At 71.9% G+C, this 13754-nt stretch carries 13 protein-coding genes; 8 read left to right on the plus strand and 5 right to left on the minus strand.

Going from position 1 to position 13754, the window contains the following annotated elements:
- Positions 1-3: 3 nt before the first annotated feature.
- The 3 genes from fliD to L2K70_RS11605 all read right to left on the minus strand — a co-directional run bounded on the left by fliD (position 4) and on the right by L2K70_RS11605 (position 3353).
- Complete coding sequence (gene fliD, locus L2K70_RS11595) at positions 4-1338, minus strand: flagellar filament capping protein FliD (RefSeq protein ID WP_236402067.1); 1335 nt, start codon at positions 1336-1338, stop codon at positions 4-6.
- Between the two features lie 115 nt (positions 1339-1453).
- A complete protein-coding gene (locus tag L2K70_RS11600) occupies positions 1454-2278 on the minus strand; it encodes a flagellin N-terminal helical domain-containing protein (protein WP_236402068.1) in 825 nt (274 codons plus the stop codon).
- 151 nt (positions 2279-2429) lie between these two features.
- Positions 2430-3353 (minus strand): sigma-70 family RNA polymerase sigma factor, encoded by a 924-nt coding sequence (locus L2K70_RS11605; protein WP_236402069.1) that lies wholly within the window; start codon positions 3351-3353, stop codon positions 2430-2432.
- Between the two features lie 221 nt (positions 3354-3574).
- On the opposite strand from L2K70_RS11605, the gene flgN reads away from it, so the two are divergent.
- From flgN to csrA, 5 genes are read left to right on the plus strand one after another with little or no spacing between them, the layout of a single operon-like run.
- A complete protein-coding gene (gene flgN / locus L2K70_RS11610; RefSeq protein WP_236402071.1) occupies positions 3575-4081 on the plus strand; it encodes a flagellar export chaperone FlgN in 507 nt (168 codons plus the stop codon).
- 1 nt (position 4082) lies between these two features.
- Positions 4083-5483, plus strand: coding sequence for a flagellar hook-associated protein FlgK (gene flgK / locus L2K70_RS11615; protein ID WP_236402072.1), 1401 nt, complete (start codon positions 4083-4085; stop codon positions 5481-5483).
- Positions 5483-6382: a flagellar hook-associated protein FlgL gene (flgL, locus tag L2K70_RS11620; protein ID WP_236402074.1), complete on the plus strand. Its 900-nt coding sequence runs from the start codon at positions 5483-5485 to the stop codon at positions 6380-6382. The genes flgK and flgL overlap by 1 nt, the downstream gene beginning before the upstream one ends.
- Before the next feature lie 8 nt (positions 6383-6390).
- Positions 6391-6801, plus strand: a complete 411-nt coding sequence (gene fliW, locus L2K70_RS11625) for a flagellar assembly protein FliW (protein WP_236402075.1) — start codon at positions 6391-6393, stop codon at positions 6799-6801.
- 31 nt (positions 6802-6832) lie between these two features.
- Positions 6833-7069, plus strand: coding sequence for a carbon storage regulator CsrA (csrA, locus tag L2K70_RS11630; RefSeq protein ID WP_236402076.1), 237 nt, complete (start codon positions 6833-6835; stop codon positions 7067-7069).
- A 27-nt stretch (positions 7070-7096) separates the two neighbouring features.
- On the opposite strand, the gene L2K70_RS11635 is transcribed toward csrA, so the two are convergent.
- Together L2K70_RS11635 and L2K70_RS11640 are read right to left on the minus strand one after the other, a co-directional pair.
- Positions 7097-7753, minus strand: coding sequence for a response regulator (locus L2K70_RS11635; protein ID WP_236402077.1), 657 nt, complete (start codon positions 7751-7753; stop codon positions 7097-7099).
- A gap of 109 nt (positions 7754-7862) precedes the next feature.
- Complete coding sequence (locus tag L2K70_RS11640; protein WP_236402078.1) at positions 7863-8300, minus strand: nitroreductase family deazaflavin-dependent oxidoreductase; 438 nt, start codon at positions 8298-8300, stop codon at positions 7863-7865.
- A 141-nt stretch (positions 8301-8441) separates the two neighbouring features.
- Here L2K70_RS11640 and L2K70_RS11645 point away from each other — a divergent pair, with 141 nt between their 5' ends.
- The 3 genes from L2K70_RS11645 (at position 8442) to L2K70_RS11655 (ending at position 13750) form a co-directional block, all read left to right on the plus strand.
- Positions 8442-9377: a 1,4-dihydroxy-2-naphthoyl-CoA synthase gene (locus L2K70_RS11645; protein WP_236402079.1), complete on the plus strand. Its 936-nt coding sequence runs from the start codon at positions 8442-8444 to the stop codon at positions 9375-9377.
- A 174-nt stretch (positions 9378-9551) separates the two neighbouring features.
- Positions 9552-9857 carry a hypothetical protein gene (locus L2K70_RS11650; RefSeq protein WP_236402080.1) on the plus strand — a complete coding sequence of 102 codons (306 nt, stop codon included), beginning with the start codon at positions 9552-9554 and terminating at the stop codon, positions 9855-9857.
- A gap of 119 nt (positions 9858-9976) precedes the next feature.
- The gene (locus tag L2K70_RS11655) at positions 9977-13750 is read left to right on the plus strand and encodes an adenylate/guanylate cyclase domain-containing protein (RefSeq protein WP_236402081.1); all 3774 of its coding nucleotides are present in this window, start codon (positions 9977-9979) and stop codon (positions 13748-13750) included.
- Positions 13751-13754: the final 4 nt, after the last annotated feature.

Here is a 13754-nt window from a genome sequence, read left to right on the forward strand (position 1 = left end):
CCTTCAGCCTTGGGAGCTCGGGAGCGAGGAGATCTGGCCCGCCAGCCACGAGGACTGGCTGTTCATCTGGTTGAGGGCCGTCTCGAGGGCGGTGAACTGCCGGGTGAGGGTGGCGCGACGCAGCTCCAGACGCAGGTCCCAGGCGCTGATGTCGTCGTCGAGGCGGCTGAGGGAGTCGTTGCGGCCCTTGACGGCGGCGGTCAGGGTGCCGTCGAGCCGGTCGCTGGCTGCCGTGGCGGCGGCCTTGACCTTCGTGACGAAGCCGGTGCCGGCCGCGGTCAGGCGCGTCTGCACCCCGCCCGGGTCGGCGGCGTACGCGGTCTTGAAGGCCGCCTCGTCGAGGACGAGCTTGCCGTAGCGGTCGGTCTGGATGCCGAGGGACGCCAGGCTGGTGCCGTCGCCGGGGAACACGCTGGAGATCAGCTGGTCACGGACCGTGAGGATCGTGCCGTCGCCGCTGAGCACGCCGCGGGTGCCGCTGGCGCTCGACCTGGTCGCGGTGTCGATGTCGGCGATGGCGGCGTTGACCGCGTCGACCAGGCCCTTGAGGGTCGTCGAGGCGGCACCGGCGTCGCGGGTCAGGCCGACCTGGGCGGTTGTTCCGGCGGCGGTGTCGGCCGCGACGGTGAGGGTCACACCCGGCACGAGGTCGGCGAAGGTGTTGGAGGACGAGGTGGCCACGACGGTGTCGCCGACGGTGATCTGGGCGTCGCGACCCGCACGCACCGTCGCGCCGCCCAGCAGCGCCGAGCCGTCGGTGGCAGTCAGGGTGAAGTCTCCGGCCGCCCCGGACGCGGCGGACTCCACCACGAGCCGGTACTGGTCGGTGCCGACCTTGACCGCGGTGGCGCGGAGGCCGGTGGCGTTGGCGGAGCTGTTGATCGCGTCGACCAGGCCGCCGAGGGTGCCGTCGGTGGCCAGGTCGACAGGAGCGGTGCCGTCGAGCCGGTCGAGGCGCACGGTCGTCGGCACGCTGCCGGCGACGCGCATGCCCACGGCGGCGGCGTGCTCCAGGCGGTGGGTGGCCGCGGTCTGGTCGACCCGGACCGTGAACGATCCCGGCCCGGCCGACGTGGTCGCGGTGACCGCGACCTTCGCCTCGGAGCTCGTGGCCGTGACGACGTTCCATGCCGCCACCTTCGACAGCTCCCCCGACCGCGTGGCGAGGGCGGCCAGCTTGGTGTTGAGCGACTGGAGCGCGGTGAGGACGGCCTTCTCGGAGGTCTGGCGGGACTTGAGCCGCGTCTGCGGTGCCGCCTCCAGCTGCATGAACTGGTCGATGATCGAGGCGGTGTCCAGGCCGCTGCCCAGTCCGCTGATGCTCGCGCTCGATGCCATGGTGCCCCTCCGTCCTCGCTCGTCGTGGTTGCAGCGTGCCCCGAGGGCAGCTCCGGGTGGGCCGCGGAGTCCGCGACCCACCCGGGGTGGTCATGCAGGGTGTCGGTCAGCGACCTCAGCGCAGCAGCGAGAGGACGCCCTGCGAGGCCTGGTTGGCCTGCGCGAGCATGGCCGTGCCGGCCTGGGAGAGGATCTGCGAGCGGGTGAAGCTCATCATCTCCTGCGCCATGTCGGTGTCGCGGATGCGCGACTCCGACGCCGACAGGTTCTCGACCGCCACGTTCACCGAGTTGATGGTGTGCTCGAAGCGGTTCTGCGAGGCACCCAGGTTGGCTCGGGTGGTGGAGATCGACGCGATGGCGGTGTCCACGTCCTCGATCGAGGCCTGCGCCGTGGCGTTGTCGGTGACCTTGAGGGCCTTGATGCCGGCCACGGTCGTCGCCACGTTGTCGAGCGTGACCGAGATGAGGCTGTCCGCGTCACCCTGGGCGCCCACCTGGAAGTTGAGGGTGGTCGTCGAGCCGTCCAGCAGCTTGGTGCCGTTGAAGTCGGTCGAGGCGGTGATCCGGTCGAGCTCCTCGCCGAGGCTGGTGATCTCGGCCTCGATGTTGAGCCGGGCGTCGGCACTGTTCGAGTCGTTGGCGCCCTGGACGGTCAGGTCACGCACGCGCTGGAGGATCGAGTGCACCTCGGTGAGCGCGCCTTCCGCGGTCTGGACGACCGAGACGCCGTCCTGGGCGTTGCGGACCGCGACCTTGAGGCCACCGACCTGCGAGCGCAGGCCCTCGGAGATGGCCAGGCCGGCTGCGTCGTCGGCAGCGCGGTTGATGCGGAAGCCGGAGGACAGCTTCTCGAGCGACTTGGACATCTGGCCCTGCGTCACCGACAGGTTGCGGTACGAGTTGGCGGCGTCGATGTTCTGGTTGATGCGAAGACCCATGATGGATTCCTTCCGTGGTTGAGTGGTGCTGGAGTCCGTCCGTGGACTCCGTCGAGGTCCTGATCGGCGGGCACGTCACCCACCTGAGGCAATCAGGGAGAAGTTTTTCCGGGTGCGTCCCCGGCATCCCGGGGATCGCGGCGCGGCGGGATCAGGCGCTGGTCGCGATGCGGGGCGAGAAGACCGCCGCGGCGGCGTGGCGCTCGGCCACGGCGGAGAAGTAGGCCTCGCGGCGGCGCGCCGCCACGCCCTCGGGACGGTCGTGCGCCGGGACCAGCGAGGGGTCGAGCTGGGAGTTGAGGGCGTCGCGCAGCAGCACCATCGCCTCCGCGCGCAGCTGGGAGATGCGCGACTCGGTGACCCCGAGCTCGGTGGCCAGCTCGGCCATCGGCTGCTCCGCCAGGAAGTAGCCCTCGACCACGCGACGCAGCCGCTCGGGCAGCTCGGCGATGGCCTCGGAGAGATAGGTGAGCAGCTCCGCGTGCTCGATGGCCTGCTCCGGGGTGGGGGTGGAGCAGACCAGCGACCCCGCGAGCCCGCCGGCCGCGTCGACCGCCTGCAGCGACGCGACCTGCGCACGGGCCAGGTCCTCGCGGTTCGACAGCACGTCCTCCAGCGGGACACCCTGCGCCGAGGCGACCTCGGCATCGGTGGGCACCCGACCGAGGTCCTGGGTCAGCCGACCGCGGGTCTCGTCGAGGCTGCGCGCCGTGCGCCGTACGGAGCGCGTGGCCCAGTCGATGCCGCGCAGCTCGTCCAGCAGCGCTCCCCTGATGCGGGTCGAGGCGTACCGCGCGAACGGCACGCCTCGAGCCGCATCGAATCCCTGCGCCGCCTGCACCAGCGCGGTCAGGCCCGCTGAGGTGAGGTCGTCGCGATCCACGTGCCCGGGGACCCGCGAGAGGACCTCGCGGACCAGGTGACCCACAAGCGGGATGTGGGAGGTGACGAGCTCGTCGGGCGTGGGGACCGACTCGCTGGTCTGCTCGGGGGCGGGGGTGGACGGCGGGATGATGTCCAGCGGCACGACTGAGGGGGAGACGGCCGTTCCGATGGATCCTGTGTGGGGGTTCACGGTCGGAGCGTTTCCGATTTGTGGATCTCTCGTTACCGAATGCGAGGCGTTGGCCCGTGTGGTCGCGACATCGGGGACCTCGGTCCCGAGCGGCATGGTCCCAACGGGCCATGGTCCGCCCATCCCCGTGGGGACGCCGGGATGGCCCAGCCCGCACCGACGAGCGATCGACGACGCTGAAAACCCCTCAGGTGCCACCGACGACGGTCGATCTGACCTGCATGACCGTCACCGACACCCGCACTGCGACCATGGAGCGCCTCTCCCTGGTGCTGTGGCGCGAGCGTGAGCTCCTCGCCGAGCTGCACTACCGGCTCGAGGTCGAGCAGCTCGTCCTCGCGAGCGGTCGCAGCCGATGGCTGGCACACGCCACGCGCGACATCGACGTCCTGCTGGCGACCATCCGCGAGACGGAGGTGCTGCGCGCGGTCGCCGCCGACGAGGCCGCCGCGGCAGCCCACATGAGCGCCAACCCCAGCCTGGCCGCGCTGGCGGAGGCGTCGGGCGAGCCCTGGAGCTCCATCCTCACCGAGCACCGCGAGGCGTTCGTGGTGCTGACCAGCGAGATCACGACCCTGGCCGACTCCAACAAGCACCTCATCTCGGCCGGTTACCGCTCGGCGCGCGAGACCCTGCTCTCCCTCGGGGACACGGTCGACGGCTACGACGCGGCCGGCACCGCGACTGCCGACACCTTGCGCAGCCGGCTCTTCGACGGGGCGTTGTGACATGACCGGGAGCTTCGGGTCGCTCAACACGGCGCTCAGCGCGCTGCGCTACCACCAGTCGGTGATGGACGTGGCGAGCGGCAACATCGCCAACGTCGCCACTCCCGGGTTCACCCGGCGGCGCGTCGTCGGGGTGTCCGTGGGCGCCCCCGCGCAGCCAGCGATGTGGAGCCGGTACGACGGCCACGGGGACGGGGTCGGCATCGGGTCGGTCGACCGGCTCGTGGACCCCCTGCTCGACGCCCGCGCCCGCCACGAGCACGGCACGCAGTCCTACCTCGACACCCGCGCCGCCGCGCTGGGTCGGGTGGAGGCGTCCCTCGGGGAGCCCGCCGGGGACGGCGTCTCGAAGGCACTGACCGAGATGCGCAAGGCATGGCACGACCTGTCGAACAACCCCGACTCGCCCGCCGTACGGGCCCAGGTGATCGCCACGTCGCAGACGCTCGTCGACGCCGTGGCCGCGCAGCGGCGCAACGTGGAGGCCGAGGAGTCCGACCAGCGCATGGGGCTGGTCGTGGACCTCGACGAGACCAACGCGTTGGCCGTGCAGCTGGCCTCGACCAACGAGGCGATCACCGCGGCCCGGCTCTCGGGCAACGACCCGTCGAGCCTGCAGGACGTGCGCGACCAGGTCGCGCTCCGCCTCGCCGACCTCACGGGTGGCACGGCCACGGAGAACGGCAAGGGCGGTCTCGACGTCACCGTCGGCGGCGTCAGCCTCGTCGTCGGCAACCAGGCCGGCCGGCTGGACGCGACGTCCGGGGTGAACCCCGACGGCACCGCCGACGGCCTCCCGCTCGTGCTCGCGGTGACCCCGCCCGGTGGCGCACCCACCACCGTGACCGGCCTGCGGGGGGAGGTCGGCGGCGCCGCCGAGCTCCTCACGACCAGCCTCCCGGCCGTCCGAGCCGGGATCCAGGCCGTCGCGCAGTCGCTCGCCGACGCCGCGAATGCCGCCCACCAGGCCGGGTTCGACGCGAGCGGAGCACCGGGACAGCCGCTCTTCGCCGTCGACCCCGCCGCCCCCGGTGGCCCTCTGGTCCTGCTGGTCACTGACCCGCAGGACCTGGCCGCGTCCGGCATCGGCGGCGGACCCAACCTCGACGGCGGCGGTGCCACCGCCATGGCCAACGCGCTCGGCGCTCCCGAGCAGGACTACCAGAAGTTCGTGACCGTGCTGGGCCGTGACGTGGCGCTCAGCCGACGGCTCGCCGCCACCCAGCAGAACCTCACCCAGCAGGTGGACGGCGCCCGCGAGGAGCTGTCCGGGGTCAACCTCGACGAGGAGACGGTGACGATGATGCAGTCCCAGCGCGCCTACGAGGCCGCCGCCCGGGTGATGTCCACCCTGGACTCGGTGCTCGACACGCTCATCAACCGGACGGGCCTGGTGCGCTGATGAGCCGCATCGGACGCGTCACCCAGTCCATGCTGACGGAGCGGTCGGTGACCCGGATGCAGAGCAGCCTCGCGCGGCTCGGCGAGATCCAGGAGCAGCTCTCCACCGGTCGCGTGCTCAACCGCGCGTCGGACAACCCGGCCGACGCCGCGACCGCGATGCGCCTGCGCTCGTCCCTCGGCGGGCAGCAGCAGTACGGCCGCAACGCCGACGACGGGGCGGCCCGGCTGGCCACGATCGACAGCGCCCTCGGCTCGGCGACCGACATCGTCCGACGGGCCCGCGAGCTCGGCCTGCAGGGCATCAACGCCGCGATGGGCCCGCAGGCCAGGGAGGCGCTGGCGACCGAGGTCGAGCAGCTGCGCTCCGCGCTCGTCGGGACGGCCAACACCACCTACCTCGAGCGTCCGGTCCTCGGCGGCACCACCGCGAGCGGCAAGGCGTTCACCGAGACGGCCGGAGTGGTGACCTTCACCGGCGACGGGAACCCGGTCAACCGCACCGTCGGGGACGGGGTCGTCGTCGACGTCTCGCTCGACGGCAGTGCCGTCTTCGGCCCCGACGGCGACAACGTCTTCGACCACCTCACCGCCCTGGCCGCCGCGCTCCGCTCCGGCAGTACCGCCACCATCCAGGCCGGGATCGGCGAGCTCGCCGACGACAGCAACCGCCTCGTGGTCGCCCGTGCCGACGCCGGTGGACGTGCCTCGCGCATCGAGCAGGCCGGCGCGCGCGCGGCCGACATCGAGCTGTCCCTCACGAGCTCGCTCTCGGAGATCGAGAACACCGACCTGCCGAAGGCGTTGGTCGACCTCAAGATGCAGGAGGTCGCCTACCAGGCCTCCCTGGCGGCGACGTCCCGGGTTCTCCAGCCGAGCCTCGTGGAGTTCCTGCGATGATGACCGTCATGGAGACCACGTCGCCGGCGAGCGCACCCGAGATCCCGGTGATCGAGCTCGTCCGCCCCCTGCCGGGCTTCCCCGGCCTGGAGCGCTTCGCCCTGGTCCAGGTCGACGACGAAGGCGTGCTGTGCAGCCTCACCTCGCTGGAGCAGCCCGGCCTGCGCTTCCTGGTCGTCCCGCCCGCGCCGTTCTTCCCCGACTACTCCCCGGAGGTCGACGAGAGCGTCCTGGACGACCTCCGCTCGGCCTCGGTGGACGACCTCGTCCTGCTCTGCGTGCTGACCGCGGGAGAGTCGCTGGCCAGCACCACCGCCAACCTCGCGGCCCCCGTCGTCCTCGACACCGCCACCCACCGCGCGGTGCAGGTGGTGCTCGACGACCCGGGCCTGTCGATCACCGCGCCGCTCGTCGCCTGATCCGACGCGCGCGCTCGGGTAGCGTGGACCCATGCTGGTCGTGAGTCGTCGTGTGGGTGAGAGCGTCGTGATCGGTGACGACATCACCATCTCGGTCCTCGAGGTGCGGGGAGACGTGATCCGCATCGGCATCGACGCGCCGCGCTCGGTCGCGGTGCACCGCAGCGAGCTGCTCGAGCAGCTTGCGCAGTCCAACAAGGAGGCCGCCTCGCCGAGCGCCGATGCGGTCGACTCACTCCTCACCGCGTTCCGCGATCGCGACGCCTGAGCGTCCTCGGGGAGGGCCTCCGGCCCGTCAGCTCGTGCGCTCGCGCCGCTGCTGGGAGGCCAGCACCGCCGCCTGCGTACGGCGCTGCACCCCGAGCTTGGCGAGCAGGCTCGTCACGTGGTTCTTGACGGTCTTCTCCGCGATGTAGAGCCGCTCGCCGATCTGCTTGTTGGTCAGCCCCTCGGCGATGAGGTCGACGATCTGGGACTCCACGTGCGTCAGCTGACCGAGTCCGTCGGCGGGGATGCCGTTACGCATCCGGTCGACCACGCGCATGGCCACGACCGGGTCGATGAGGGACTGGCCGCGCCGGACCGCACGGATGCCGTTGACCAGCGCGCCCTCGTCGACCTGCTTCAGCACGTAGCCGCTGGCGCCGGCGAGGATCGCGTTGACCAGCGCCTCGTCGTCGTCGTAGCTGGTCAGGATGAGCGCCCGGATGTCCGGGTTCTCCGAGCGGACCTGACGGCACACGTCGATCCCGCTGCCGTCGGGCAGGCGCCCGTCGAGGACGGCGATGTCGGGTGCGAGCTCGAGGATCTGGGGGATGGCCTCGGCGACCGTGCCCGACTCGCCGACGACCTCGATGTCGTCCTCGAGCTCGAGGACCGCACGCAGCCCGCGCCGCACGATCGTGTGGTCGTCGAGGAGGTACACCCGGATGACGGGGGTGGGCTGGCTCATGCAGTCACCGTCATCGTGGTACGTCTCCTCCGCGTCGCGACGTGCACACCCTAGGCGTCACCAGGCGTCCCCGGGCCGGAACGGAGCAATGCGCGAGCGTCGGCGGTCGTCACCGCTCGAGCAGGAAGAGCGGGATCTTGCGGTCGGTCTTCTTCTTGTAGTCGGCGTACGTCGACCAGGTGGCCACCGCGTGGTCCCACCAGTCGTCGTACTCCGCACCGTCGAGCTCGCGCACCCGGTAGGTGTGCTTCTCGGCCCCGTCCTGCAGGTCGACCTCGGGGTGCGCGCGGAAGTTGTGCGCCCACTCCGGGTCCTCCGGCGCGCCACCCTTCGACGCGACCGCGAGGTAGCTGCCGTCGCGCTCGACCCGCATCACCGGGTTCTTGCGGAGGTTGCCGGACCTCGACCCGACCGAGGTGATGACCACGATCGGGTAGCCGGTGTCGCGCAGGGTGTTCGCCTTCGTGCCGTCCGATGCCTCGAACTCGGCCACCTGGTTGCGGACCCACTCGGCGGTGCTCGGGACGTACGTTCCAGTCAGTGCCATGTCGGCCACAACACCACGGCCGCGCCCGATCTTCCAGCGCCCCACGGATACGCTCCCGGCCATGAGCGAGCGCAGCGAGCGAGTCATCCAATTCCGTGTGCAAGGTGCCTCATGCGCGCACGGAGCGAAGCGAGTACGTGCATGAGTGCGATCGAGGGCGTCAGCGAGATCTTCGACCCCGCGGCGTGGGACGTCGTGCCCGGCTTCGAGGACCTCACCGACCTCACCTACCACCGTGCCCGCGAGCACGGCACGGTCCGCATCGCCTTCGACCGCCCCGACGTGCTCAACGCGTTCCGGCCGCACACCGTCGACGAGCTGCTGCGCACCCTCGACCACGCGCGCACGACGGCCGACGTCGGCTGCGTCCTCCTGACGGGCAACGGCCCGAGCGCCAAGAACGGCAAGTGGGCCTTCTGCACCGGCGGCGACCAGCGCATCCGTGGCCGGGCCGGGTACCAGTACGAGACCGACGGCCACGACGACGCCGGGGCGCGACCGAACCCCATCGACAAGGCCAAGCTCGCCCGCCTGCACATCCTGGAGTGCCAGCGCCTGATCCGCTTCATGCCCAAGGTCGTCATCTGCGTCGTGCCCGGGTGGGCCGCGGGCGGCGGGCACAGCCTCCACGTCGTCGCCGACCTCACCCTCGCCAGCCGCGAGCACGCCCGCTTCAAGCAGACCGACGCGGACGTCGGGTCCTTCGACGGCGGCTACGGCTCGGCCTACCTCGCGCGCCAGGTCGGGCAGAAGTTCGCCCGCGAGATCTTCTTCCTCGCCGACGAGTACGACGCCGAGGAGATGCACCGGATGGGTGCGGTCAACCGCGTCGTCGAGCACGCCGAGCTCGAGAGGGTCGCCCTCGACTGGGGCAGGAAGATCAACGGCAAGTCGCCGACCGCCCAGCGGATGCTCAAGTACTCCTTCAACCTCCTCGACGACGGCCTCGTGGGCCAGCAGCTCTTCGCCGGCGAGGCCACCCGCCTGGCCTACATGACCGATGAGGCGCAGGAGGGTCGCGACCAGTTCCTCCAGAAGCGCGACCCCGACTGGTCGCCGTACCCCTGGTACTACTGAGCCCACTGCTGAGGGAGCGACCCCGGGCGCACACGTGTCCGACGTATGGCCCCTGGACGACGCTCTCGAGGGCCACTTCTCGGACACGTGTACGCCGCGGGGGCGGGCCCGGTGTTCGCCGCCAGGCGTCCCGCGGCCGGGGTCGCGTGATCGGCCACGACCTAGGCTGGAGGCATGACAGCCACCCTCGAGCCCGCGACGGCCGACGAGGTCTACACGGCTGACGTCGAACCCCGCCGCCGCGACCGTCTCGGCCGGGTGGCCGCCGGTGCACTGGACCTGTGGTGCGCGATGTCGGGCGGGCGCTTCGACCTGACCAACGAGGGCGTGGTCGTCGTACGGCGACGGCGGGACGGCGGGCTCGAGCTCCGCGTGCCGGCCGGCGGACCTGAGGCTGCCGCCGTCCTGCTCGAGGTGATGCGGCGCCAGCTCGAGACGATGACGCCAGAGGAGTTCCGCGAGGGCTGGGGGATTGCCTGAACCGGACGGCAGCACGTCGGGACGAGGCCGCAATGGTCCAGACCTCCGACGAACTTGCGGTCGAGCACGGGGTCGCGTTCCCCTAAACTCGTCGCCGGGCACGGCACCTGGGGAGGGCCATGACGAGCGGCGCGCCACAGGACGACGCCGACGTGCTCGCGCCCTACGTCCCCCGTCTCCTCGGTCGCTGGGAACCGTCCCGGCACGACGAGCGCCACATGCGCATCGACGGCACCGTCGCCTTCGTCGACATCTCGGGCTTCACCCGGCTCACCGAACGCCTGGCACGCAAGGGCAACGTCGGCGCCGAGGAGATGAGCGACATCCTCGACGCCACGTTCGCCGGGCTGCTCGACGAGGCGCGAGAGGACGGCGCCGACCTCATCAAGTGGGGCGGTGACGCCGTCCTGCTCCTCTTCGAGGGTCGCGACCACGCCCCGCGGGCGGCACGCGCGGCACACCGGATGCGGGCGCGGCTGCGGGTGATCGGTCACCTCCCCACGACCTCGGGGACCGTGGTGCTGCGCATGTCCGTGGGCATCCACAGCGGGGACTTCGACTTCTTCCTCGTCGGTGATGCCGCGATCCACCGCGAGCTGCTCATCAGCGGGCCGGGTGCCAGCACGACGGCGGTGACCGAGGCGGCCGCCGACGCCGGGCAGATCGGGCTGAGTGCCGCCACGGCCTCGCTCCTCGACCCTCGCCACCTGGGAGCGTCCCTGCTCGACGGCCGCCTGCTGCGGTCGGCGCCACCGCGGATCGCCACCGCCGACCACCACGTCCCGGCCCGTCCCGTCGATCCTCGTCAGGTGCTGCCACCGCCGATCCGCGAGCACCTGCTGAGCCGCTCCGTCGAGCCCGAGCACCGGCTCATCACCGTGTCGTTCGTCCAGTTCTCCGGCACCGACGACCTGATGGCCGCCGCCGGGCCGGCCGCTCTCGCCGAGGCGCTCGACGATGTGGTCCGCAACGTCCAGCACGCGTGCGCCGACCACGGAGTGACCTTCTTCGAGACCGACATCAACCGCGACGGCGGCAAGATCATGCTCACCGCAGGCGCGCCCCGCAGCGCCGACCACGACGAGGAGCGGATGCTCCGGGTGGCGCGGCAGGTGCTGGATCGCTCGGGGCGCCTGCCGCTGCGGATAGGCGTCAACCGTGGCCACGTGTTCGCCGGCGACTTCGGCCCGGCATTCCGGCGCACGTTCTCGGTCAAGGGTGACGCCATCAACCTCGCCGCTCGGGTGATGGGCAAGGCGCGGCCAGGCACGGTCCTGGCGACCACGCAGGTCGTCGCCCAGTCGCACGCCGTCTTCCGCACCACCGATGTGGCCCCCTTCATGGTCAAGGGGAAGTCGCAGCCCGTGGTCGCGGAGGAGGTCGGAGAGCTGCTGGGCGCCCGCCGGGAGGACGGTCTCGCGCCGCTGGTCGGGCGCGAGGAGGAGAAGCGCGCCGTCGACCGCTGCCTGGCCGACCTGCGCGACGAGCGCGGAGCCGTGCTCGAGATCGTGGGCGAGGCCGGGATCGGCAAGTCCCGACTGCTTGCCGAGGCGCTGGCCGGCACGGAGGTCGAGGTCGCGCACGTGCTGTGCGAGCAGAACACCTCCGCGTCGGCGTACTCGGCCGTACGACACCTGCTACGGGAGGTGATGGGGCTCGCCCCGGACGCGTCACCGGTCGAGGTCGCCCGCATGCTGCTCGACCGGGTGGCCGGCGACGCACCGTCCCTGGTCCCGTGGGTCCCGCTCGTGGGAGTCGCGATGGACGTTGACGTGCCGATGACCCGCGAGGTGGAGGAGCTCGACGAGCTCTACCGCAAGACGAGGCTCGAGGAGGTGGTCACGGAGCTGCTGGGGGCGATGCTGCACCGGCCGACGATCCTCCTGGTGGAGGACGCCCACGCGATGGACGACTCGTCCGCCGACCTGCTGCACCGGCTCGCGGTCGAGGTCGCCCACCGGCCCTGGCTGCTCGCCGTCACGCGGCGCGACGAGGACTCCGGCTACGTCCCGCGGGCCGGGATGCATGTCACGACGATGCGTCCCGGGCCGCTCGGGCACGAGGCGTCGGTCCAGCTGGTGCGCGACGCCCTCGACCTGCCCCTCCCGGACCTGGCGGTCGACGAGCTGGCGCGGCGCGGCGGCGGCAACCCGATGTTCCTCCACGCGCTCGCTCGGGCGGCCGGGCGGACGACCTCGATGGAGGAGCTGCCCGGCTCCGTGGAGGCCTTGGTCACCAGCCAGATCGATCGTCTCGACCCCGCCGACCGGTCCGCCCTGAGGTATGCGTCCGTGCTCGGCACGATGGTCGACGAGTCGGCTCTCGACTCACTGCTCGAGGAGCACGACGTCCGGGTGCCACCCGGAGCCATGGACCGGCTCCGGGACTTCCTCGTGCGCGACGAGCGCGGTGCGCTCCGCTTCCGCAGCGGCCTGATGCGGGACGTCGCCTACGAGGGGCTCCCCTTCCGGCAACGCCGGATCCTCCACGACCACGTCAGCCGCGCGATCGAGCGGGTAGCCACGTCGCCCGAGAGCCACTGCGAGTCCCTGTCGCTGCACTGCTTCCACGCAGGTCGCCACGAGGCGGCGCGTCGCTACTCCCAGCTGGCAGGTGAGCGGGCGATGGCCAAGTACGCACCCGGCGAGGCAGCCGAGTTCTTCGATCGCGCCGCCCGGTCGTGCACCAGCACCAGCACGGAGCCCGCCGTGGTGGCACAGGTCTACGAGAAGCTGGCTGACTGCCGGTGGTTGATCGGCCTCACGCAAGAGGCATCGGACGCGTACGCCGTCGCACGCCGGCACCTGCGCGGCGACCCGGTCGCCACCGCGGGCATCATCGAGAAGCAGACGCGCATCGACCAGCGTCGGCGCAAGCACCCGCTGGCCATGCGCCGCATCTCGGGCGGCCTGCGCGAGCTCGAGGGAGTGACCGGACCACCAGCCGACGCGGCCCGGTCCAAGCTCGCCCGACGCTACGCGGACAGCCGGTTCCGGCAGGGACGCGTCGACCAGGCCCTCGAGTGGGCGGAGCGCGCAGCCAGGTACGCCGAGGACTCGCTCGACAAGGAGACGCTGGCCGCCGCCTACGAGGTGCTCAACCACATCTATGCCGGGTCCGGTCGCGACGAGCCGCTGCCCTACGGCCGCCTGGCGCTGCAGGCCTACACCGAGCTCGGTGACCTGCGGCACCAGGGCTGGTGCCTCAACAACCTCGCGGCGCAGGACGTCACCGCGGGCCGGTGGGCCCAGTCGCTCGCCGACTTCCGCAGGGCCGCCGACCTGTTCCGGCGCACGGGTGACACCGCCGCCGAGGTGAACACCGTGTACAACCAGGCCGAGATCCTCGTGAGGCAGCGACGGTACGACGAGGCACTGGACCTGCTGCCCGTCGTGCTGCGCACCGCCCGCGCGGTCGAGGACGAGGAGCTCGTCGCCCTCGCCGAGCGGGAGCAGGCCCGCGCACTGGCGGGGACCGGTGCTCTGGACCGCGGCCTCGCCGTGCTGGCCCTGGCGCGCGCCCGATTCGCCGACCTGCACGAGCTCGAGGAGGTGGCGGGCACGGACCTCGTGCTCGCCGAGGTGCTCCAGGACGCCGGTCGCCACGACGACGCGCGAGACGTGCTCGACCAGGTGGACGATGCCCGACGCGACGCGGCGACCTACCACCGCCTCGTCGGCCGCGACCACGCCGACGCCGGACGCGTGGGTGCCGCGCGCTCGGCGTGGGCGACCGCGGTGGAGCTGGCCGACCGGGACGGCGACCGCCTCGAGCACGCGCTCTCGCTCGAGGCGATCGCGTCGCTCGCCGGCCCGGCGGACCTGGTCGAGGACTCGCCCGTCCGTCGCGCGCAGGAGGCCCTGGACTCGCTGGGCGTCCTGCCCGCCCGCTGACGGG

This window comes from Nocardioides potassii, assembly GCF_021648885.1.
GTDB classification, from domain to species: domain Bacteria; phylum Actinomycetota; class Actinomycetes; order Propionibacteriales; family Nocardioidaceae; genus Nocardioides; species Nocardioides potassii.